The sequence below is a fragment of the Methyloversatilis sp. NSM2 genome (genome assembly GCF_038066675.1).
GTDB classification, from domain to species: domain Bacteria; phylum Pseudomonadota; class Gammaproteobacteria; order Burkholderiales; family Rhodocyclaceae; genus Methyloversatilis; species Methyloversatilis discipulorum_A.
In genome coordinates, this window is record NZ_JBBUKV010000013.1 from 301,484 (window position 1) to 321,446 (window position 19,963).

Annotated in this window: 22 protein-coding genes; 15 read left to right on the top strand and 7 right to left on the bottom strand. The window is 64.2% G+C overall.

The window, feature by feature from the left end:
- Positions 1–49 precede the first annotated feature (49 nt).
- The 3 genes from pilB to WJU27_RS18355 form a co-directional block, all read right to left on the bottom strand.
- Complete coding sequence (pilB, locus tag WJU27_RS18345; RefSeq protein ID WP_341423022.1) at positions 50–1,765, bottom strand: type IV-A pilus assembly ATPase PilB; 1,716 nt, start codon at positions 1,763–1,765, stop codon at positions 50–52.
- 107 nt (positions 1,766–1,872) lie between these two features.
- Entirely contained in the window at positions 1,873–3,147 is a 1,275-nt protein-coding gene (locus WJU27_RS18350) for an HlyC/CorC family transporter (protein WP_341423023.1), read from the bottom strand.
- 3 nt (positions 3,148–3,150) lie between these two features.
- Entirely contained in the window at positions 3,151–3,957 is an 807-nt protein-coding gene (locus tag WJU27_RS18355; protein WP_020166133.1) for a cytochrome C assembly family protein, read from the bottom strand.
- A 37-nt stretch (positions 3,958–3,994) separates the two neighbouring features.
- Here WJU27_RS18355 and ffh point away from each other — a divergent pair, with 37 nt between their 5' ends.
- Positions 3,995–5,350: a signal recognition particle protein gene (gene ffh, locus WJU27_RS18360; protein ID WP_341423024.1), complete on the top strand. Its 1,356-nt coding sequence runs from the start codon at positions 3,995–3,997 to the stop codon at positions 5,348–5,350.
- 15 nt (positions 5,351–5,365) lie between these two features.
- Positions 5,366–5,989, top strand: a complete 624-nt coding sequence (locus WJU27_RS18365) for a response regulator transcription factor (RefSeq protein WP_020166131.1) — start codon at positions 5,366–5,368, stop codon at positions 5,987–5,989.
- On the opposite strand, the gene WJU27_RS18370 is transcribed toward WJU27_RS18365, so the two are convergent.
- Both WJU27_RS18370 and WJU27_RS18375 read right to left on the bottom strand, forming a co-directional pair.
- Complete coding sequence (locus WJU27_RS18370) at positions 5,990–6,601, bottom strand: lytic transglycosylase domain-containing protein (protein WP_020166130.1); 612 nt, start codon at positions 6,599–6,601, stop codon at positions 5,990–5,992.
- Positions 6,602–6,603: 2 nt separating this feature from the next.
- On the bottom strand, positions 6,604–8,325 hold the full coding sequence (locus WJU27_RS18375) for a proline--tRNA ligase (RefSeq protein WP_341423025.1): 1,722 nt from the start codon (positions 8,323–8,325) through the stop codon (positions 6,604–6,606).
- 146 nt (positions 8,326–8,471) lie between these two features.
- Between WJU27_RS18375 and WJU27_RS18380 the strand changes: the two genes are divergently transcribed.
- From WJU27_RS18380 to coq7, 6 genes are all read left to right on the top strand, one after another.
- Positions 8,472–9,050 carry an RNA pyrophosphohydrolase gene (locus WJU27_RS18380; protein ID WP_020166128.1) on the top strand — a complete coding sequence of 193 codons (579 nt, stop codon included), beginning with the start codon at positions 8,472–8,474 and terminating at the stop codon, positions 9,048–9,050.
- Between the two features lie 142 nt (positions 9,051–9,192).
- Positions 9,193–9,612 carry a rubrerythrin family protein gene (locus tag WJU27_RS18385; protein WP_019916429.1) on the top strand — a complete coding sequence of 140 codons (420 nt, stop codon included), beginning with the start codon at positions 9,193–9,195 and terminating at the stop codon, positions 9,610–9,612.
- A gap of 93 nt (positions 9,613–9,705) precedes the next feature.
- Positions 9,706–11,049, top strand: a complete 1,344-nt coding sequence (locus WJU27_RS18390; protein WP_341423026.1) for a heterodisulfide reductase-related iron-sulfur binding cluster — start codon at positions 9,706–9,708, stop codon at positions 11,047–11,049.
- 13 nt (positions 11,050–11,062) lie between these two features.
- A complete protein-coding gene (locus WJU27_RS18395) occupies positions 11,063–11,650 on the top strand; it encodes a DUF3501 family protein (protein WP_020166126.1) in 588 nt (195 codons plus the stop codon).
- Position 11,651: 1 nt separating this feature from the next.
- Positions 11,652–12,224, top strand: a complete 573-nt coding sequence (locus WJU27_RS18400) for a CNP1-like family protein (RefSeq protein WP_341423027.1) — start codon at positions 11,652–11,654, stop codon at positions 12,222–12,224.
- A gap of 21 nt (positions 12,225–12,245) precedes the next feature.
- On the top strand, positions 12,246–12,872 hold the full coding sequence (gene coq7 / locus WJU27_RS18405) for a 2-polyprenyl-3-methyl-6-methoxy-1,4-benzoquinone monooxygenase (RefSeq protein ID WP_198291263.1): 627 nt from the start codon (positions 12,246–12,248) through the stop codon (positions 12,870–12,872).
- A 10-nt stretch (positions 12,873–12,882) separates the two neighbouring features.
- On the opposite strand, the gene WJU27_RS18410 is transcribed toward coq7, so the two are convergent.
- Positions 12,883–13,305: an OsmC family protein gene (locus WJU27_RS18410; protein WP_020166123.1), complete on the bottom strand. Its 423-nt coding sequence runs from the start codon at positions 13,303–13,305 to the stop codon at positions 12,883–12,885.
- A gap of 477 nt (positions 13,306–13,782) precedes the next feature.
- Here WJU27_RS18410 and rplM point away from each other — a divergent pair, with 477 nt between their 5' ends.
- The 6 genes from rplM to erpA all read left to right on the top strand — a co-directional run bounded on the left by rplM (position 13,783) and on the right by erpA (position 17,322).
- Entirely contained in the window at positions 13,783–14,211 is a 429-nt protein-coding gene (gene rplM / locus WJU27_RS18415; protein ID WP_020166122.1) for a 50S ribosomal protein L13, read from the top strand.
- A gap of 13 nt (positions 14,212–14,224) precedes the next feature.
- Positions 14,225–14,623, top strand: coding sequence for a 30S ribosomal protein S9 (gene rpsI, locus WJU27_RS18420; RefSeq protein ID WP_019916439.1), 399 nt, complete (start codon positions 14,225–14,227; stop codon positions 14,621–14,623).
- A 124-nt stretch (positions 14,624–14,747) separates the two neighbouring features.
- Positions 14,748–15,779 carry an N-acetyl-gamma-glutamyl-phosphate reductase gene (gene argC / locus WJU27_RS18425; RefSeq protein WP_020166121.1) on the top strand — a complete coding sequence of 344 codons (1,032 nt, stop codon included), beginning with the start codon at positions 14,748–14,750 and terminating at the stop codon, positions 15,777–15,779.
- A gap of 44 nt (positions 15,780–15,823) precedes the next feature.
- Positions 15,824–16,513, top strand: coding sequence for a DUF6776 family protein (locus WJU27_RS18430; RefSeq protein ID WP_296813749.1), 690 nt, complete (start codon positions 15,824–15,826; stop codon positions 16,511–16,513).
- A gap of 23 nt (positions 16,514–16,536) precedes the next feature.
- Complete coding sequence (locus WJU27_RS18435; RefSeq protein WP_020166119.1) at positions 16,537–16,938, top strand: bactofilin family protein; 402 nt, start codon at positions 16,537–16,539, stop codon at positions 16,936–16,938.
- 33 nt (positions 16,939–16,971) lie between these two features.
- Positions 16,972–17,322, top strand: coding sequence for an iron-sulfur cluster insertion protein ErpA (erpA, locus tag WJU27_RS18440; RefSeq protein ID WP_019916445.1), 351 nt, complete (start codon positions 16,972–16,974; stop codon positions 17,320–17,322).
- Positions 17,323–17,334: 12 nt separating this feature from the next.
- On the opposite strand, the gene WJU27_RS18445 is transcribed toward erpA, so the two are convergent.
- Positions 17,335–18,423: an anhydro-N-acetylmuramic acid kinase gene (locus tag WJU27_RS18445; RefSeq protein ID WP_341423029.1), complete on the bottom strand. Its 1,089-nt coding sequence runs from the start codon at positions 18,421–18,423 to the stop codon at positions 17,335–17,337.
- Between the two features lie 105 nt (positions 18,424–18,528).
- Here WJU27_RS18445 and tyrS point away from each other — a divergent pair, with 105 nt between their 5' ends.
- Positions 18,529–19,728 (top strand): tyrosine--tRNA ligase, encoded by a 1,200-nt coding sequence (gene tyrS / locus WJU27_RS18450; protein ID WP_341423035.1) that lies wholly within the window; start codon positions 18,529–18,531, stop codon positions 19,726–19,728.
- Positions 19,729–19,963: the final 235 nt, after the last annotated feature.

The following is a 19,963-nucleotide window of genomic DNA, read 5'->3' on the forward strand; positions in this document are numbered from 1 at the left end:
TCCTTGCGGGATAAGTCCGCTCATGCGGCGACGCCGCGCGCGGCGTCGCTCATTCGTTGGTGCAGGCGAGCACTTCGGCCAGCGAAGTGACGCCCTGCCTGACCTTCAGCAGACCGGACTGGCGCAGGTCCTTGACGCCCTCGCGGCGTGCCTGCGCGGCAATGTCGATCGAATTGCCGTTGGTCATGATGATATGCGCAATCTCGTCGGAGATCGGCATCACCTGATAGATGCCGACCCGACCCTTGTAGCCGCTGCCCTTGCAGCGCTCGCAGCCGACCGGTGCATAGGGTTGCCAGCTGCCGTCGAGGTCCGCTTCGGTGAATCCCGCTTCCAGCAGCGCTTCGACCGGAATGTCCATCGGCTGCTTGCAGGAGCATAGCCGGCGCGCCAGCCGCTGCGCAGTGATCAAAATGACACTGGACGCAATGTTGAACGCGGCGATGCCCATGTTGCGCATGCGATCCAGCGTGGTCGGCGCGTCGTTGGTGTGCAGCGTCGACAGCACCAGGTGACCGGTCTGTGCCGCCTTGATCGAAATTTCGGCCGTTTCGAGGTCGCGTATTTCGCCGACCATGATCACGTCCGGATCCTGCCGCAGGAAGGACTTTAGTGCGGCGGCGAAGGTGAGGCCGGCCTTGTCATTGACATTGACCTGGTTGATGCCCGGCAGGTTGATTTCGGCCGGATCTTCGGCGGTCGAAATGTTCACGCCCGGCTTGTTCAGGATGTTCAGACAGGTGTATAGCGACACCGTCTTGCCGGAACCGGTGGGACCGGTCACCAGAATCATGCCGTAGGGGCGCTCGATCGCATGCATCAGCGAGGCGCGCTGTTCGGGCTCGTAACCGAGCGCGTCGATGCCCAGCATGGCCGAACTCGGGTCGAGGATACGCATGACGATCTTCTCGCCGTGCAGTGTCGGCAGGGTACTGACACGGAAGTCGATCGCCTTGGTCTTGGACAGCACGAATTTCATCCGGCCGTCCTGCGGCACCCGCTTCTCCGAAATGTCCAGCCGGGAAATGACCTTGATGCGCGATGCGATCTTCTCGCGCAGCACCAGCGGCGGCTGGGTGATCTCGCGCAACACCCCGTCCGTGCGATAGCGGATGCGGTAGTACTTCTCGTAGGGCTCGAAGTGGACGTCCGAGGCGCCCTCGTTGATCGCGTCCAGAAGTATCTTCTGGATGAAGCGCACCACCGGCGCATCGTCGATTTCGACCTGGGCGTCGTTGCTGGCGGCGGCATCTTCCTCCGGCGCCATCTCACCGTCGAAGTCGAAGTCGACCGAAGCAATCGATTCCAGGGCCTTCTCGACGGTTTCCGACAGCTTGTCGACGAGGGTCGCGAGCTTGTCGGTTTCGACGACGACCGGGTCCACGGCCAGGCCGGTCTGGAAGCGGATTTCGTCGATGGCGCGCAGATTCGACGGATCGGCGATCGCCACCGCCAGCCGGTTGCCGCGCTTCTTCAGCGCCAGCACGCGGTGGGTGCGCATCAGCTTCTTGTCGATCGCGTCCGCCGGGAACTGGTCCGGGTCGTACTGCGCGAGGTCCAGCAGCGGATAGCCGAAGGTTTCCGACGCGAAAGCGGCTGCGTCGCGGGCACTCATCTTGCCGCTGGCGACCAGTTGCGCGATGAAACCGTGGCCGGATTGCGCGCCTTCGCGCGTCAGGTTCTCGGCCTCGGTCTCGGTCAGCCGCCCGCTCTGCGCCAGCGCGCGGGCAAGACCCGACAGTGCATTCTTAGCGGTGGCGGCCATGGCGCGTTAGGGGGAATGTGCGAGCGGTGTTGAAGTGTCGTCTTCGATGATGACGATTCAGGCTTGATCTGTAAACGGTTTGTGGTCGGCGCATCTTGAGCCCCGGCTCAGGCTGCGTCCTGTGGTTTGAACAGGCGCACGCTACGCACCATGCGGTCCTCGGTGTGCAGGATTTCCATCGCGACATTGCCGATGCGCACCGACAGACCGGATTCCGGAATGTCCTGCAGATGTTCGAGCAGCAGGCCGTTCAAGGTCTTCGGGCCATCCAGCGGCAGGGTCAGCCCGAGCTTGCCGTTCAGCTCGCGCAGACTGCGCCCGCCATCGACGATGACGCTGTTGTCACCGTTCCAGCTCAGCGACTGTCCGCTGCCCGGTACGCCGGTGGTGAACTTGCCGACGATTTCCTCGATGATGTCTTCCAGCGTGACCAGCCCTTCGACCTCGCCGTATTCGTTCACCACCAGCGCCAGACGCTGCCTGTTCTCCTGGAAGAACTGCAGCTGGCTGTAAAGCGGTGTCGCCGACGGCACGAAGTAGGGCCGGGTCAGCAGGCCGCGGATTTCGTCCTGATCCAGTTCGCCGGCCGACAGCGCGCTGACCACCCGCCGCTGCGGCAGCACGCCGAGCACCCGGTCGAGGTCGCCTTCGAACACCGGCACCCGACCGTGATGGCTGGTGGCGATCTGGTGCTGGATCACTTCGAGCGGCTGCTCGAGGTCGATCGCCTCGATCTGGTTGCGCGGCGTCATCACGTCCTCGACCGTCACGTCCTCCAGTTCGAACAGATTGATCAGGATGCGCCGGTGGGCGGCCGGGATGAAGTGGCCCGATTCCGTCATCAGCGCGCGCAATTCCTCGGCCGACAGCGTCTGCCCCTCGTCCGTGTTGCCCGGCTGCAGCCGCGTGATGCGCAGCAGCGCCGACACGAACAGGTTCACCGTCCATACCACCGGATAGAACACCTTGAGCAGCGGCGTCAGCACGAAGGCCACCACCGGCGCGATCGCGTTCGCGTAGCCCGCGCCCACGACCTTCGGCGTAATTTCCGAGAACACCAGGATCATGAAGGTGATCAGCAGCGTGCCCAGCCCCAGCGCCAGTTCGCCCTCGCCGAACAGGTCGATCGCGATGACGCCAGTCAGCGTTGCCGCGGCGGCATTGACCAGGTTGTTGAACAGCAGGATGACGCCGAGCAGCTTGTCCGTCTGCCCCAGTAGGTCGAGGGCGCGTTGCGCGCCGCGCGAACCGTTCTGGGCAGCCGCCTTCAGGCGGAAGCGGTTGGAGGCCATCATCGCCGTCTCGGCCATCGAGAAGAAGCCGGACAGCACGAGCAGCACACCCAGCACGATCAGCTGGGTGGAAAGTGGGATCGAATCCATCGGTCAGGCGCGGCCGAGCACGACCTCGAGCACGAATTGCGTACCTATATAGGCGAGCAGCAGGACGAAGAAGCCGCCGAGCGTCCACCGCAGCGCCAGCCGACCGCGCCAGCCGCGGAAATGACGGCCGGCCAGCAGCGTGCCGAAAACCACCCATGCAAGTATGGCGAACACCGTCTTGTGGCTGAACGCGAGCGGTTTGCCGAACACCTGTTCGGAGAAGGCAATGCCGGTAATGAGCGTGGCGCTCAGCAGCACGAAGGCGATGGTGATGAGGCGGAACAGCAGGCCTTCCATCACCAGCAGCGGCGGCATGTTCTCCAGCAGACGGATCAGGCGGCCGCGGTGCAGGTTGCGCTCGACCGCCGACATCAGCATCGCGTGCAGTGCCGCCAACGTGAACAGGCTGTAGGCGGTCATCGCCATGACGAAGTGGGCGCGGAAAAGCAGATTGTCGGCGTTGCCGATGTCGTGCCGGCCGGGCCAGATCACCGGTACCGCTGCGCACAGCGCTGCGGCAGGGAGGGCCAGCATGTGCAGACCGTCGAGTCGCGATGACAGGCTTTCGATCCAGTAGAACACCAGCGCCAGCCAGGTCATCACCGCCAGTGCGTCTCCCGCACCGAAGCGCATGCGGCCCTCAGGGAAGATCTGCAGCGACAGCACCGCGGCGTGCACCAGCAGTGCCGCGGCCAGTGCCGCCGGCCGCACACCGCCGGCCGCGGCGTGTGCGCCTGCTCGCGCCGGGCGCATGAACCAGAAGGCGAGCGCAGCGTAGAGGGCGGAAGGAAGCAGTTCGATTAGAATCATTGGCTTCAGTTTAACCCAAGGCGCACGCCGCTCTTTCATGCTGGATAACCTCACCCAACGGCTCGCCAAGGTCGTCAAGACGCTGCGTGGACAGGCGCGACTGACCGACGAGAACATTTCGGACATGCTGCGCGAAGTGCGCATGGCGCTGCTCGAGGCGGACGTCGCCCTGCCGGTGGTGAAGGAACTGGTCACCCGCATCCGTGAAAAGGCGGTCGGCCAGGAAGTCGTCGGCTCCCTGACGCCGGGCCAGGCGCTGGTGGGCGTGGTGCACGACGAACTGGCGGCGCTGATGGGCGGCGCCACCGCCAGCCTCAACTTTGCGACGCAGCCGCCGGCCATCGTGCTGATGGCCGGCCTGCAGGGCGCCGGCAAGACCACCACGGTCGGCAAGCTGGCCAAGTGGTTGAAGGAAACGCAGAAGAAGAAGGTGCTGACGGTGTCCTGCGACGTCTATCGTCCGGCCGCCATCGAACAGCTGCGCACCGTCACTGGGCAGGCCGGAGCGGAGTTCTTCCCGTCGACGCCGGACCAGAAGCCGGTCGACATCGCCCGCGCCGCTGTCGAATTCGCGAAGACGCGCTATTTCGACGTGCTGCTGGTCGATACCGCCGGCCGGCTGGCGATCGACCAGGCGATGATGGATGAAATCCGCGCGCTGCATCAGGCGCTGAATCCGATCGAAACGCTGTTCGTCGTCGATGCGATGCTGGGTCAGGACGCGGTCAACACCGCCAAGGCGTTCAAGGACGCGCTGCCGCTGACCGGCGTCGTGCTGACCAAGCTCGACGGCGATGCACGCGGTGGCGCCGCGCTGTCGGTGCGCCACGTCACCGGCGCGCCGCTGAAATTCGCCGGCGTCGGCGAAAAGCTGACCGGGCTCGAGGAATTCCATCCGCAGCGCATGGCGTCGCGCATTCTCGGTATGGGCGACATCATGGGCCTGGTCGAGGAAGCGCGTCGCCAGGTCGACGAGGACCAGGCCAAGGAATTCGCGCAGAAGCTGAAGAGCGGCAAGGGCTTCGACCTGAACGACTTCAAGACGCAGATCGCGCAGATGCGCAAGATGGGCGGCCTGTCGGCGCTGATGGACAAGCTGCCGGCGCAGTTCGCCGGTGCCGCCCAGCAACTGCAGGGCGGTCAGGACGAGAAGGCGATCCGTCGCATCGAAGGCATCATCAACTCGATGACGCCGGCCGAACGCACCAAGCCCGAACTGATCAAGGCCAACCGCAAGCGTCGCATCGCGGCGGGTTCGGGTACCTCGGTGCAGGAGGTAAACCGCCTGCTGAACCAGTTCGAGCAGACGCAGAAGATGATGAAGCAGTTCTCCAAGGGCGGCATGCAGAAGCTGATGCGCGGAATGAAGGGCATGCTGCCCGGCATGCGCTGAGCCGCCGACGATCCGATGGCGCGTCCGCTGGTCTGCGTAGTCGACGACGACGCCGCGATGCGGCGGGCGCTGTGCCAGGCGCTGACCGGGGTCGATGCGGACGTGCAGGGATTTTCCGGCGCCGGCGTGCTGCTGCAGGACCGCGAGGCGCTGGGGCGCGCCGCCTGCGTGCTGCTGAACGCGTCGCTGCGCGGCATCAGCGGGCTCGATCTGCAGTCCAGCCTGCGCGTGGTCGGCAATCGGGCGCCGGTGATCTTCGTGTCCGGCCCGTGCGACGTGACCGTTGCGGTACGTGCCTTGCGGGCCGGCGCACTCGATTTCATGCTGATGCCGATCGAAGCAGCGGTGCTGCGCTTGCGGGTCACCGAGGCGCTGGTCCGCGCGAGTTCGGCGGACGCGCGGCGTCAGCGCGTGCAGCAGGTCGCCGACGCCCTGGCGAACCTCACCGCACGTGAGCGCGAGGTGCTCGATCGCGTCGTGCGCGGGCTGCCGAACACAGGCATCGCCGCCGAACTGGGCATCAGTGCGAAGACGGTGGAGCAGCACCGCGCCCGCGTGATGGACAAGATGCGCGCCGGGTCGCTGGCCGAACTGGTCGCGCGCGTGACCGAATGGCGGGTGCTGTCCGAGTCGGTCTGATCAGGGATTACTGGCCGACGTGATGGCTGGCCACGACCAGTGGCGTTCCCAGGCGCCGCGCACCATGTTCGGATACTCCGCCTTGCCCAGGCTGCCGTTGTAGCGGCCGAGCGCGCGGAAGAGGTTGCCCTTCTCGATGTCGAGATAGTGACGGAGGATGGTGCAGCCGAAGCGCAGATTGGTGCGCAGATGGAAAAGATTGCTTTCTTCGCTGCCGATCAGCTTCACCCAGAACGGCATCACCTGCATGTAGCCGCGCGCTCCCGCGCTGGATACCGCGTACTTGCGGAAACCGCTCTCGACCTGGATCAGGCCCAGCACCAGTTGCGGGTCCAGGCCGGCGCGCGTGGCTTCGTAATGCACCGTCTTCAGGAATTCCATGCGCCCGGCCTCGTCCGGCATGCGCTTGGCCAGTCGCTCCGACATCGTGCCGAGCCACAACTGCTTCTGTGGCGATGAGAACGCCGGCAGGTCGGGGGCCGCGCGGTCGCTGATGGCCAGATGCAGCGCCGCGCGCACGCTGTCGGCCAGCGGTTCGTACTGCTGCGACGCGCGCGCGCCGCCGGCCGTCAGGGCCAGCGTCAGCACGAAGGTCGCAGCCAGCCGCTTCATGGTCAGACCGGCTCGCCGATCAGCGCGCGCACGGCATCCGGCGCCACCTTCTGCGCCGCCGCGTCGCGCCGGTTCTGGTACTCGATCACGCCTTCCTTCAGGCCGCGCTCGCCGACCGTGATCCGGTGCGGCACGCCGATCAGTTCCCAGTCGGCGAACATGACGCCCGGGCGCTCGTCGCGGTCATCGAGGATGACGTCAAAGCCCGCCTCGCTCAGTTCGTCGTAAAGCTGAGTGGCGGTGGCGCGCACCTGTTCCGACTTGCTCCAGCCGACCGGGCAGATGACCACTTCGAAGGGCGCGATGGATTGCGGCCAGATGATGCCGCGCTCGTCGTGGTTCTGCTCGATGGCGGCGCCGACCAGACGGGTCACGCCAATGCCGTAGCAGCCCATGACCATGATGCGCGGTTTGCCGGTTTCGTCGAGATAGGTGCAGTTCATCGCTTCCGAATATTTGGTGCCGAGGAAGAACACGTGACCGACCTCGATGCCGCGCTGTATCGACAGCCGGCCCTTGCCGTCCGGCGACGGGTCGCCCTCGACCACGTTGCGGAGGTCCGCCACCGCCTCGGGCTCCGGCAGGTCGCGTCCCCAGTTCACGCCGGTCAGGTGGGTGTCCACCTCGTTCGCGCCGGTGACGAAATCGCTCATGTTGGCCACCGTCAGGTCGGCGATTACGTGTACCGGCTTCTTCAGTCCGACCGGGCCCAGATAGCCCGGCTTGCAGCCGAAATGCTCGACGATCTCGGCTTCGGTCGCGAAACGGAAGCCGTCCTTCAGGCCGGCCAGCTTCGACGCCTTCACCTCGTTCAGTTCGTGATCGCCGCGCAGCATCAGCAGCCACAGTTCGGTCTTGCCTTCCTTATCGGTCGCCAGCACGACCGACTTGACCGTGCGTTCGAGCGGCAGGCCGAGCAGGGTGGCGACGTCCTCGCAGCGCACGGTGCCCGGCGTGGGGGCTTTTTCCAGCGCCTGGGTCGGCGCTGCGCGGTCGGCGATCAGCGCTGACGCCTGCGCCAGTTCGATGTTGGCGGCGTAGTCGGAATCCGGGCACCAGGCGATCAGGTCCTCGCCGGTGTCGGCGATCACCTGGAACTCGTGACTGCGCGAGCCGCCGATGGCGCCGGTGTCGGCGGCGACGGCGCGGAATTCGAGGCCCAGGCGACGGAAGATGCGCATGTAGGCGTCGAACATGATGTCGTAGCTGCGGCCGGCGGCTTCTTCGTCACGGTCGAAGGAGTAGGCGTCCTTCATCGTGAATTCGCGGCCGCGCATCACGCCGAAGCGCGGCCGGCGTTCGTCGCGGAACTTGGTCTGGATGTGATAGAAATTCTTCGGCAACTGGCGCCAGCTGTGGATTTCGGCGCGAGCGATGTCGGTCACCACCTCTTCCGACGTCGGCTGGATGATGAAGTCGCGGTCGTGCCTGTCCTTCACCCGCAGCATTTCCGGCCCCATCTTGTCCCAGCGGCCGGTTTCCTGCCACAGCTCGGCCGGCTGTATCAGCGGCATCAGCAGTTCGATGGCGCCGGCGCTGTTCATCTCGTCGCGGATGATGCCCTCGATCTTGCGGATCACCCGCAGCCCCATCGGCATGTAGTTGTAGATGCCGCCGGCGAGCTTGCGGATCATGCCGGCGCGGGTCATGAGCTTGTGCGACACGACCTCGGCGTCCGAGGGGGCTTCCTTGAGCGTGGAAATGAAGAATTTGCTGGCGTACATGGAGGGAGTGGAATCCGCTGCGGATCAGGCAATAAACCTCCGATTCTAGCCGTTTCGCGCGGATCGGCCCGCGCCAGGTCGTTTGCTTCAATTCGGCGGCGAAATGTGGAAGAATCCACGGAAAATCTTACACAGCAGGTTCAACCATGCTCGACCGGGAAGGGTACCGCCCGAACGTCGGCATCATTCTGATCAACGGGCGCAACGAGGTCTTCTGGGGCAAGCGCATAGGCGAGCACGCCTGGCAGTTTCCCCAGGGGGGCATCAACCACGGCGAATCGCCGGAGCAGGCGATGTATCGCGAGCTCTGGGAAGAGCTGGGGCTGCGTCCGCAGCATGTGCGCATCGTCGGTCGCACGCGCGACTGGCTGCGCTACGACGTGCCGCGCAATTGGGTGCGACGCGAATGGCGCAGCGCCTACCGCGGCCAGAAGCAGATCTGGTATCTGCTGCGCATGGTCGGTCGCGACTGCGATGTCTGCCTGCGCGCCACCGACCACCCGGAATTCGATGCCTGGCGCTGGAGCGACTACTGGATTCCGCTCGACTCGGTGATCGAGTTCAAGCGTCAGGTCTACCAGCAGGCGCTCACCGAACTTGCGCGTCTGGCTTTTCGTCCACCGCGTCCGCGTGGTGCGATGCGGCAGCCCGACGGCGACGACGCCGGCGAACACGCGCTTCCGGGCCCTGGTGCGCTGCAGGATCCGCTGCACTCGTCTTCCTGACCTCACCCCTCAGTCGATCCGCCGTCCTTGAAGCGGCGCAATGCCTGCTTATACTGGGTCTAAGTCGCGCCGTTTCTTCGCCTGTTGCCGGCGCGGCCCTGCCCTCCGGGGCATCCCTCACCCATTGTTGAAGGAGGCGTCCATGCAACTCAAGGGTTCGAAGACCGAGGACAATCTGAAGTGCGCGTTTGCCGGAGAGTCGCAGGCGAATCGCCGCTATCTGTACTTTGCGGCCAAGGCCGATGTCGAGGGACAGAACGACGTCGCCGCCGTCTTTCGTTCCACGGCCGAGGGCGAAACGGGTCACGCACACGGGCACCTGGAATATCTCGAAGCCTGTGGCGATCCCGCGACCGGTCTCCCGATCGGCGGTACGCGTGACAACCTGAAGGCGTCGATAGCCGGCGAGACGCACGAGTACACCGACATGTATCCGGGCATGGCCAAGACCGCTCGCGACGAGGGGTTTGAGGAAATTGCCGACTGGTTCGAGACGCTGGCCAAGGCCGAGCGCTCGCACGCCAATCGTTTCCAGAAGGCGCTCGACGGCTTGCTCGACTGAGTGCGCGCCGGCCGCGGGCCGGCAGCGCTCCGCTACGGTGGGCGCGGGCGTTGCCGGCGTCCACCGCCCCGTGCGTCGACCGGAGGATGTGCGATGACCGTTCGCGAAGGCAGTCTGGAGCCACCGAAGCGCCACCCGATAGACTGGAAAAGTGCCGCCTACTACGACGAGGCGGCGCTGATGCAGGAACTCGAACGCACGTACGACATCTGCCACGGCTGCCGCCGGTGCGTGAATCTGTGCACCGCCTTCCCCAAGCTGTTCGACCTGATCGACGAAGGCGACAGCGGTGAAGTGGATGCGATTCCGAAGCAGCGGTACTGGGAGGTGGTGGACCAGTGCTATCTGTGCGACATGTGCTTCATGACCAAGTGTCCGTACGTGCCGCCGCATCAGTGGAATCTCGACTTCCCGCACCTCATGTTGCGCGCCAAGGCGATCAAGTTCAGGAAGGGCGAGACGCGCTTCCGCGACCGCCTGCTCACCAGCACCGATGCCATCGGCAAGCTCGCCGCCATTCCGGTGGTGGCGCAGACCGTCAATGCGGTGAACGGCAATGGTGCTGCGCGTTCGCTGATGCAGCGGGTGCTCGGCGTACACAAGGATCGCCAGCTGCCGCCTTACGCGCCGCGTCGCTTCCGCGGCATTGCCGAGCCGGCGGACGGTTTCGCCGTGCGCGACGGACAGCGCACGCCCGGAAAGGTGGCGGTGTTCTCGACGTGCTACATCAACTACAACGAACCGGGCATCGGCGTCGATCTGCTCAAGTTGCTGGCGCACAACGAAATCCCCTCCGTTCTGGTCGAGAAGGAAGCCTGCTGTGGCATGCCCAAGCTCGAACTGGGCGATCTGGAGCAGGTGGAGGCACTGAAGGCGATCAACATTCCGCCACTCGCACGCCTCGCGCGTGAAGGGTGGGCCATCCTGGCGCCGGTGCCATCGTGCACGCTCATGTTCAAGCAGGAACTGCCGCTGATGTTTCCCGACGATGCCGATGTGCGCGCGGTGGCCGATGCGATGTTCGATCCGTTCGAGTACTTCGTACTGCGGCATAAAGACGGGTTGCTGAAGAGCGATTTCAGGCGCGAACTCGGTCGCGTGTCCTATCACATCCCCTGCCACTCGCGTGTGCAGAACGTCGGCCAGAAGACGCGCGAGATGCTGCAACGGGTGCCCGGCACGCAGGTCAGCACGGTCGAGCGCTGCGCGGGTCACGACGGCACCTGGGGCGTGAAAGAGGAGTTCTTCGATCTGTCGATGAAGATCGGCAGGCCGGTGTTCCGGCAGATGCAGGGCGGCGACCCTGACTTCGTCAGCTCGGACTGCCCGATCGCCGGCCGCCACATCATGCAGGGCATCGCCGACAGTCAGGGCGGCACGCGCGCGCAGAAGGCGCATCCGCTGACCTTGTTGTGCATTGCCTATGGACTGGGCTGAGGGAGGGTGATAGATGCCGGCAATCGCACGCGACAGTCTGATGAGCCTCGAGCAGTATGCGCGCGAGCGCCCGCAGTTCCGGGCCCGTGTGATCGCGCACAAGCGTGAGCGCACGCTGCATCTGGGCGAGCACGTGACGTTGCTGTTCGAGGACGAACTGACCGTCCGCTATCAGGTGCAGGAAATGCTGCGGATCGAACGCACTTTCGAGGAGGCGGGCATTCTCGACGAACTGGGCGCTTACAATCCCCTCATCCCCGATGGCAGCAACTTCAAGGCCACGATGTTGATCGAGTATCCGGACGAGCAGCAGCGAACGCAGAACCTCGCCCGACTGATCGGCATCGAGGACACCGTGTGGATGCAGGTCGATGGATTCCCTCCGGTGTCCGCGATCGCCGACGAGGATCTTGAGCGCGAGAACGCGGTCAAGACCTCGGCGGTGCATTTTCTGCGCTTTGAACTGACTGCCGAAATGAAACGCGCGCTCGTCGAGGGCGCGGCCCTGTCGGTCGGCGTCGACCATCCGCACTACAGTGCGGGCGTTACGCCTGTGCCGGCGGCGCTGCGAACATCGCTGTGCGCTGACCTGGTGAACTGAAATGCCGTTTTTCCCCGTTGGCCGGTTGCTGTCCGGCCTCATCTTTCTTGCAGGTGTTTCCGCGGTCCATGCGCAGATCACCGACTGGCAGAAGCCTGAGCCCTTCCGTGGTGAAACTGTCGATCCGGCGGCCAAGGTGACCGAGGACGATTACGAAGTCCCTCCGCTGCCGGAGAATGTCGAGTGGCAGGAGTTCTATCTGAATGCCTCGACGCGCAACCGCTACTACATCGCGCGCGAGCCGCTGACTGTCGGCAAGGACGGCGCCATCCGCTACATATCCCGCGTTGTCGCGCCGAGCGGGACCGAGAACATCGCGGCTGAGGCGCTGCGCTGCGGTACAGGTGAGCGCAGGATGTATGCAAACCTGCGTTCGAACCGCGAGTGGGCGCCGACGCGCGGCAGCCGCTGGCTTCCGATCGGCGGCGGAAACCGCCTGAACTCCTACCCCTTCATGCTGTATTCGGACTACATGTGCGCGGATGGCTTCGCGCTGCAGCCGAAGAAGGTGCTCGAAATGCTGGCCAACAGTTTCAATGCACGCACCGGTACGCCGCTGACCGGCTATCGTTGAACATTCCGACTTTCATCGACGATCTCCATGCTCGACCGCCTGATTACCGAACTTGATCGCGCTCTGCGCACACTGGCCGCGCCTGCGCGCACCGGACGGCCGCTGCCCGGCGGTGAGCTGCCTGAGGCCGAACTCGACGAGACGCAGCGCAGTCAGGTCGGCGCGCTGATGCGCATCAACCACGTCGGTGAGATCTGCGCCCAGGCCCTCTACCAGGGGCAGGCCCTGACCTGCCGTGAGCCCGCCGTGCGCGACGCCCTGCGCCGTGCGGCTGTCGAGGAAACCGAGCACCTGAGCTGGACAGCTTCGCGCATGGCTGAACTGGGCAGCCGTCCCAGCCTGCTCAACCCGCTGTGGTACGGCGGCGCGCTGATGATGGGGGTTGCGGCCGGGCTGGTCGGCGACAAGTGGAATCTGGGCTTCCTTGCCGAAACCGAGAAGCAGGTCGAAGCACACCTGCAGGGGCACCTTGACCGCCTGCCGCCGGCCGACCAGAAATCCTGGCGGATACTGGAACAGATGCGCCAGGACGAGCGCGAACATGCGCACACGGCCGAGCGGCTCGGCGCTGCGCAACTCCCGGCGCCCGTCCGACTAGCGATGCGGGCCGCCTCCCGGGTCATGACCGGCGTCGCCTATTACGTCTGAGCGAGGGGCGTCAGGCGCCGGTTTCGATGATCTCCCACGTGTGTTCCATCTTCGCGGTCTTGCCGATCATGATGGACGCGGAGCAGTACTTCTCGGCCGAGAGGTGAATCGCGCGCTCGACCACCTCGGGTTTCAGGCCGCGACCACTGATCTTGAAATGAAAGCCGATGCGGGTGAATACCTTGGGGTCTTCGCTCGCGCGATCCGCCTTCAGAGCAACTTCGCAACCGGTGACCTGCTGGCGGCTCTTCTTCAGGATGAGCATGACGTCGAATGCAGTGCAGCCGCCGGTGCCCGCCAGCAGCAGTTCCATCGGGCGCGCCGCCAGGTTGCGGCCGCCTGCTTCGGGTGCGCCATCCATATTGATCATGTGTCCCGAGCCGGTCTCGGCCAGGAAGCTCATGTTGTCCACCCACTTCACCACACAGTCCATTACGCACTCCCTTCAGTGATGCGCGATTGTAATCAGGTGTCGGGCGGCGCGCGGCCCATGGGGATTGGTGCGCTGCGGTAGCCGGTTTGCGGGCGACGGTGCGGTGAGCGGTGTTCCTGGCTTGGGTTCTGATCGATGGCCGCAGGTATCTCTTTTATCCACATGATTTGAATGGTTGTTTGTGTGGCAGGCGTTGGCGGGTAGTGCGGGAATGGCAGGCGCACCGTCTTTGTGCGATGCAAAAAATTCTTGCCTTTGCGTTGAGCGTGATCAATAATCAGGACAGGTTTCGCGGGCGTCGTTCAATGCGATGTCTGCCGCAGGTGTCTCCTCCACCCTCCTCCTTTGGTGTGGATTCAGCGCGACTCCCAGGAGTCGCGCTTTTTTTGTTGTCTATCAGGGATTGACACGCTCGAACTCGCGAGTTAAATTCGCGGGCTTTTGGGCGATCTCGCCCAGAATCACAGGACGTTCGAGATGAAAACCTTTTCAGCCAAGCCGCATGAAGTCGTGCGCGACTGGTACGTTGTCGATGCCTCTGACAAGGTACTCGGGCGCCTCGCCAGTGAGATCGCACGCCGTCTGCGCGGCAAGCACAAGCCTGTCTTCACCCCGCACGTGGACACCGGTGACTACATCGTCGTCGTGAATGTCGAGAAGCTGCGTGTGACCGGTGACAAGGCGCAGGACAAGAAGTACTACCGCCATTCGGGTTACCCGGGCGGTATCTACGAAACCAATTTCACCAAGCTGCAGCAGCGCTTCCCGGCGCGCGTGCTTGAGAAGGCCGTCAAGGGCATGCTGCCCAAGGGTCCGCTCGGTTACGCGATGATCAAGAAGCTGAAGTGCTACGCCGGCGCAGAGCATCCGCACGCCGCGCAGCAGCCCAAGGCTCTGGACATCTGAGGACGGAACGGTCATGGCATTCAAAGTTGATTATTACTATGGCACCGGCCGTCGCAAGACCGCGGTTGCCCGCGTGTTCCTGCGTCCGGGCAAGGGCGCTTTCGTCGTCAATGACAAGCCGGTGGACGAGTTCTTCTCGCGCGAAACCGGCCGCATGGTCGTTCGTCAGCCGCTCGAACTGACCGAACACGTCAGCACCTTCGACATTCTCGTGAATGTCACCGGCGGTGGCGAATCGGGTCAGGCTGGTGCAGTGCGTCACGGCATCACCCGCGCGCTGATCGATTACGACGCGACGCTGAAGCCGGCGCTGAGCAAGGCTGGTTTCGTCACCCGCGATGCCCGTGAAGTCGAGCGTAAGAAGGTCGGCTTCCACAAGGCGCGTCGTCGCAAGCAGTTCTCGAAGCGCTGATACACCGCGCTCCGGCGCACGGAAAGAGCCGCCTTCGGGCGGCTTTTTTCATTTCTGGCATCATTCCGCTTTTTCCGTGATCGATCCGGATGGATCGGCACGGGTCGGCGCAGGAGGGATCGAAGTGGGTATCAAGGCGGGTATCGTTGGCGGAACCGGCTACACCGGGGTCGAATTGCTGCGCCTGTTGGCGCGCCACCCCGAGGTCGAGCTGTCGGCCATCACTTCGCGCGGCGATGCGGGTCGTCCGGTAGCGGACATGTTTCCCAGCCTGCGCGGTCATGTCGATCTCGCTTTTTCGGACCCGGCCCAGGCTGGACTGGAGAACTGCGACGTCGTCTTCTTTGCCACGCCGAACGGCATCGCGATGCAGCAGGTGCCTGCGCTACTCGAAGCCGGGGTGAAAGTGGTCGATCTGGCCGCGGATTTCCGGTTGAAGGACGAAGCGGCGTGGGAAAAGTGGTACGGCATGCCGCATGCGTGCCCTGACGTACTGAAGACCGCGATCTACGGCTTGCCGGAAGTCAATCGTGAGCAGGTGCGCACGGCGCGGCTGGTGGCCAATCCCGGCTGCTATCCGACGGCGGTGCAACTCGGATTCATTCCGCTGATCGAGGCGGGCGTCATCGACCGCGCGACGCTGATCGCCGATGCGAAGTCGGGTGTGTCCGGTGCGGGGCGCAAGGCCGAGGTGCACACCTTGTTCGCGGAGGCTGGGGACAACTTCAAGGCTTACGGTGTCGGTGGGCACCGGCATCTGCCCGAAATACGCCAGGGGCTGGCCGCCGTGGCCGGTGCCGACGTGGGCCTGACTTTCGTACCTCATTTGACCCCATTGATTCGTGGCATCCATGCGACGCTTTATGCGCGACTGACCAAGGACTGCGACTTGCAGGCCCTGTTCGAGAACCGCTATCGCGGCGAGCGCTTCGTTGATGTGCTGCCCGCCGGCAGTCATCCGGAGACACGTTCGGTGCGTGCGTCGAACACCTGCCGGATCGCGGTTCATCGTCCGCAGGGCGGCGACACGGTCGTGGTCTTGTCGGTGATCGACAACCTGGTCAAGGGCGCCGCCGGGCAGGCGGTGCAGAACATGAATCTGATGTTCGGGTTCGACGAGTCGTGTGGGCTAGAACTCGTTCCGGTCTTGCCCTGAGGGCGCGCCGCTGGCGCTTCCGCCACGGTATCGCCGCGCGGCAGGTGGCGATCCGTTCGCACGCGCCCTGGTGGCTCAAGCTTTTAGTCGCGGCCGGCGTCATGGCGTTGGCGCTGGCGGCTGCCCGCGGAATCTACGACGCCGGTCGAGGCTGGGTCGGGCTGGACGTCGATGACATGCAAGCCGAGGTCGTCTCATTGCGTGAGCGTCTGGCGGTCATGGATGCCGAGCTTGCGAGCATGCGACAGCAGGCAGACTCGGCACACAGCAGCCTGCAGATCGAACGCACGGCACAGGAACAGCTGGCCGCCCGGATACGCTCGCTGGAGAGCGAGAACGCACGCTTGCGGGAAGACGCTCTGATTTTCGAAAGCCTGGCCGGGGCGGGTTCCAGCGGTATCGAGCAGGGTTTCAAGATCAACCGGCTGGTGCTGGAGCCGGACGGAGAGGCCGGGCGGTACCGCTATCGGATGCTCATCGTCCGCCAGGGAGGGAAGGCCGACGTCGACACGAAGGGTACTTACCAGATCGTGGCGTCGATTGACCGTGCCGGTCAGGGTGCTACCATCACTTTCCCGCCGGATTCGGGTGCCGAGAATAGCCGGCTGACTTTCCGGCATTTCCAGCGTGTCGACGGCGTGCTCGCCGTACCGAAGGAGGCGAGGTTGCTCTCCATCGAGGCTCGCTTCCTGCAGGATGGACAGATCAGGGCAAGAGCGACCGCATCCTTGTGACGGTTGCCGGAATCGGAGGGGACATGTTCGGCAAGAAGCCTGAGAAACCCAGCAAGCGCATCGACAGCCTGATTGGTGCAGGCACGCGTGTGAATGGCGACATCCATTTCCGCGGCGGCCTGCGCGTCGATGGCGAGGTGATCGGCAACGTACGTGCCGATGACAACGCGCCGAGTACGCTGGTGCTGAGCGAGCATGCGCGTATCGAAGGTGCGGTGACCGTCACGCATGCGATGATCAACGGGACCGTGCAAGGTCCTATCGTGTCGACCGAGTTTCTGGAACTGCAGCCGCAGGCACGAATTTCCGGTGACGTGGTCTACAACCGTCTGGAGGTGCACCTCGGCGCCATCGTCAAGGGGCAACTCGAACATCAGGAGACTGCGCCGCGCGCGGTCGAATTGAAGCTGGCCAGCGGAAGCTGATGCCGGCGAAGCGTCAACCAGGAGTACATACTCATGAATGCAGTGACTGAAATGCCCCTTCCGCTGGTCTTTTCCGAGAGCGCAGCGAACAAGGTTAAGGAACTGATCCTCGAAGAGGGCAACCCGGATCTGAAGCTGCGTGTTTTCGTGTCCGGTGGTGGCTGTTCCGGCTTCCAGTACGGTTTCACTTTTGACGAAGTGACCAACGAGGACGACACCGCGCTCGAGAAGAATGGCGTGACGCTGCTGATCGACCCGATGAGCTACCAGTATCTCGTCGGCGCAGAGATCGACTACAGCGAAGGCCTCGAAGGTGCGCAGTTCGTGATCAAGAACCCGAACGCGACCTCGACCTGCGGCTGCGGATCGTCTTTCTCGGTCTGATCGACCGCTGCCTCAGGCGGGCCAGATCGCGCCGAGCACGCGCTGGCCGCGTGCCCCGGTCACCTCCGGCAGGTTGCCCGTCTCGCGGTTCAGCGTGCGCTGCGCCAGCCACGCGAATGCCAGCGCCTCCACCTGCTCGGGTGGTACGCCTTCATCGGCCGTACTCCGCACAGGGCAGCCGACGTGTAAGGCGAGTCGCTGCAGCAGGTGACGATTGAACGCGCCCCCGCCGCACACCGCGACATCGTCCGGGCGAAAACCCGCGGTGTTCAGCGCGTCGGCTACCGACTGTGCGGTCAGTTCCGCCAGCGTGGCCTGGACGTCCTCGTCGCGGATGTGCTCCGGCAGCAGTCCGAGCAGCCACTCAAGATTGAATTGCTCGCGCCCGCAACTTTTCGGCGGCGGCGCGGCGAAGAAGGGGTGCGCAAGCAGTCTCCCAAGCGATGCCGCGTCGACCTGGCCGCTCGCCGCCCAGGCGCCGTCCCTGTCGTAGTCAAGGCCGCGACGATGCGCGATCCAGGCATCCATCAGCACATTCGCAGGGCCGCAGTCGAAACCGCGCACGGGCCGGGCGGATTCCAGTAGCGTCAGGTTAGCCATTCCGCCCAGATTCAGTACTGCGCGCGCCCGGTCCGTTGATCCGAACAGACTCGCGTGGAACGCAGGGACGAGAGGCGCGCCCTGTCCGCCGGCGGCCAGGTCGCGCGCGCGGAAATCCGACACCACGCAAATACCCGTCTCCTCGGCGAGGATGGCCGGTGCGTTCAGCTGAACGGTGTAGCCGTGAGCCGGCATGTGGCGGACGGTCTGTCCGTGGCAGCCTATGGCCTTGATTGAAGCAGCCGCAGCGCCTGTCTGGTTCAGCAGTGTGCGGACCAGCCCTGCATAGACGTGCGCCAATTCGATCGCCGCGATCTGCGACCGGTGTATTTCGTCGTCGCCGCTTGAGCAGAGCGTCTGCAGTTCTTCCCGCAAGGCGGTTGGAAAGGCCCGGTGCGCATGTCCCGCCACCTGCGGGCGCGGGGAGGCCAGGTCCGCAAGCACCGCATCTACCCCGTCCAGACTGGTGCCCGACATCAGCCCGATGTACAGCGAGCTCATCGGCTCATCCTTCTGTCCGCCGACCCGCTTGCGCTAACATCGAGCGCTTTGTCGGTCGTCGCGTGGCAACTGCCTGCGCGAGGCGCGTGTATTCGGGGTTCGGTCATGGTTGAAGTGGAACAGGCGTTGGCGTTGATCAAGCGGGGGGTCGAAGAACTGCTCCCCGAAGCGGATCTGGTCGAGAAACTCAAGTCGGGGCGACCGCTTCGCATCAAGGCGGGGTTCGATCCTACCGCACCGGACCTGCACCTCGGTCACACCGTGCTGCTGAACAAGCTGAAGCACTTCCAGGACCTCGGTCACCAGATCCTGTTCCTGATTGGCGACTTTACAGGCGCGATCGGCGATCCGTCGGGCAAGAACGTGACCCGCCCGCCGCTGTCGCCGGAACAGGTGCTGCAGAACGCGGAAACCTACCGCGAACAGGTGGGCAAGATCCTCGACCCGTCCCGCATGGAGGTCGTGTTCAACTCGACCTGGATGAATCAGCTCGGCGCCGACGGCATGATCCGGCTGGCGTCGCGGCACACGGTTGCCCGCATGCTCGAGCGCGACGATTTCGCCAAGCGCTACGCCGGCAACCAACCGATCGCCATCCACGAATTCCTCTATCCCTTGTGTCAGGGCTACGACTCGGTTGCGCTGAAGGCGGATGTCGAGCTCGGCGGCACGGATCAGCGCTTCAATCTGCTGATGGGGCGCGAACTGCAGAAGCAGTACGGCCAGGCGCAACAGGTCGTGCTGATGATGCCGCTGCTGGAGGGGCTGGATGGCGTCAACAAGATGTCGAAGTCACTGGGCAACTACATTGGCGTGTCCGAGCCGCCGAACGAAATCTTCGGCAAGGTCATGTCGGTGTCCGACGAACTGATGTGGCGTTACTACGAACTGCTGTCCTTCCGCGGTCTCGACGAGATCGCGGGCCTGCGTGCTGCAGTCTCCGCGGGGCGCAATCCGCGAGACGTGAAAGTGATGCTGGCGCAGGAACTCGTCGGCCGTTTTCATGGCGCGGCGGCAGCGGCGGCAGCGCTGGTCGACTTCGAATCGCGTTTCCGTCAGGGCGGCATCCCCGAAGACCTCGAGGAGGTGGTGCTCGAAAGTGCGGGTGCAGGTATCGGCATCGCACAGGCGTTGAAGGCGGCCGGGCTCACCGCCACCACCTCCGAGGCCCTGCGCATGATCGATCAGGGCGGGGTCCGGCTCGATGGCGACAAGGTTTCCGATCGCGGACTCGTGCTCGCGGCAGGTACAACGGTCGTGGCGCAGGTGGGCAAGCGAAAATTTTCTCGCCTCATCGTGCGCTGAGACGCGCACGTCTCGGGCTTGATTTTTCGGGATGTTTTTATTCAATTGTACTTTCCCGTAGCCGCATGAAAGAGGTGCGCCAAAAAAACTTAAAAAATCTTTGGCGAAAGTGTTGACCACCTCGAAATTATCCGTAGAATGCGCACCTCTCGTTGCTCAGCAGCGAACGTTCTTTAACAAAACAAACAGCCGATAGGTGTGGGCACGGCATGGTTGTAACGGCGAGCAGCTGTCG

Bases quoted from the DNA above. Each gene is read 5' to 3' on its own strand.
- pilB (WP_341423022.1), bottom strand. From the start codon at position 1,765: ATGGCCGCCACCGCTAAGAATGCACTGTCGGGTCTTGCCCGCGCGCTG.
- WJU27_RS18350 (WP_341423023.1), bottom strand. From the start codon at position 3,147: ATGGATTCGATCCCACTTTCCACCCAGCTGATCGTGCTGGGTGTGCTG.
- WJU27_RS18355 (WP_020166133.1), bottom strand. From the start codon at position 3,957: ATGATTCTAATCGAACTGCTTCCTTCCGCCCTCTACGCTGCGCTCGCC.
- ffh (WP_341423024.1), top strand. From the start codon at position 3,995: ATGCTGGATAACCTCACCCAACGGCTCGCCAAGGTCGTCAAGACGCTG.
- WJU27_RS18365 (WP_020166131.1), top strand. From the start codon at position 5,366: ATGGCGCGTCCGCTGGTCTGCGTAGTCGACGACGACGCCGCGATGCGG.
- WJU27_RS18370 (WP_020166130.1), bottom strand. From the start codon at position 6,601: ATGAAGCGGCTGGCTGCGACCTTCGTGCTGACGCTGGCCCTGACGGCC.
- WJU27_RS18375 (WP_341423025.1), bottom strand. From the start codon at position 8,325: ATGTACGCCAGCAAATTCTTCATTTCCACGCTCAAGGAAGCCCCCTCG.
- WJU27_RS18380 (WP_020166128.1), top strand. From the start codon at position 8,472: ATGCTCGACCGGGAAGGGTACCGCCCGAACGTCGGCATCATTCTGATC.
- WJU27_RS18385 (WP_019916429.1), top strand. From the start codon at position 9,193: ATGCAACTCAAGGGTTCGAAGACCGAGGACAATCTGAAGTGCGCGTTT.
- WJU27_RS18390 (WP_341423026.1), top strand. From the start codon at position 9,706: ATGACCGTTCGCGAAGGCAGTCTGGAGCCACCGAAGCGCCACCCGATA.
- WJU27_RS18395 (WP_020166126.1), top strand. From the start codon at position 11,063: ATGCCGGCAATCGCACGCGACAGTCTGATGAGCCTCGAGCAGTATGCG.
- WJU27_RS18400 (WP_341423027.1), top strand. From the start codon at position 11,652: ATGCCGTTTTTCCCCGTTGGCCGGTTGCTGTCCGGCCTCATCTTTCTT.
- WJU27_RS18410 (WP_020166123.1), bottom strand. From the start codon at position 13,305: ATGGACTGTGTGGTGAAGTGGGTGGACAACATGAGCTTCCTGGCCGAG.
- rplM (WP_020166122.1), top strand. From the start codon at position 13,783: ATGAAAACCTTTTCAGCCAAGCCGCATGAAGTCGTGCGCGACTGGTAC.
- rpsI (WP_019916439.1), top strand. From the start codon at position 14,225: ATGGCATTCAAAGTTGATTATTACTATGGCACCGGCCGTCGCAAGACC.
- WJU27_RS18435 (WP_020166119.1), top strand. From the start codon at position 16,537: ATGTTCGGCAAGAAGCCTGAGAAACCCAGCAAGCGCATCGACAGCCTG.
- erpA (WP_019916445.1), top strand. From the start codon at position 16,972: ATGAATGCAGTGACTGAAATGCCCCTTCCGCTGGTCTTTTCCGAGAGC.
- WJU27_RS18445 (WP_341423029.1), bottom strand. From the start codon at position 18,423: ATGAGCTCGCTGTACATCGGGCTGATGTCGGGCACCAGTCTGGACGGG.
- tyrS (WP_341423035.1), top strand. From the start codon at position 18,529: ATGGTTGAAGTGGAACAGGCGTTGGCGTTGATCAAGCGGGGGGTCGAA.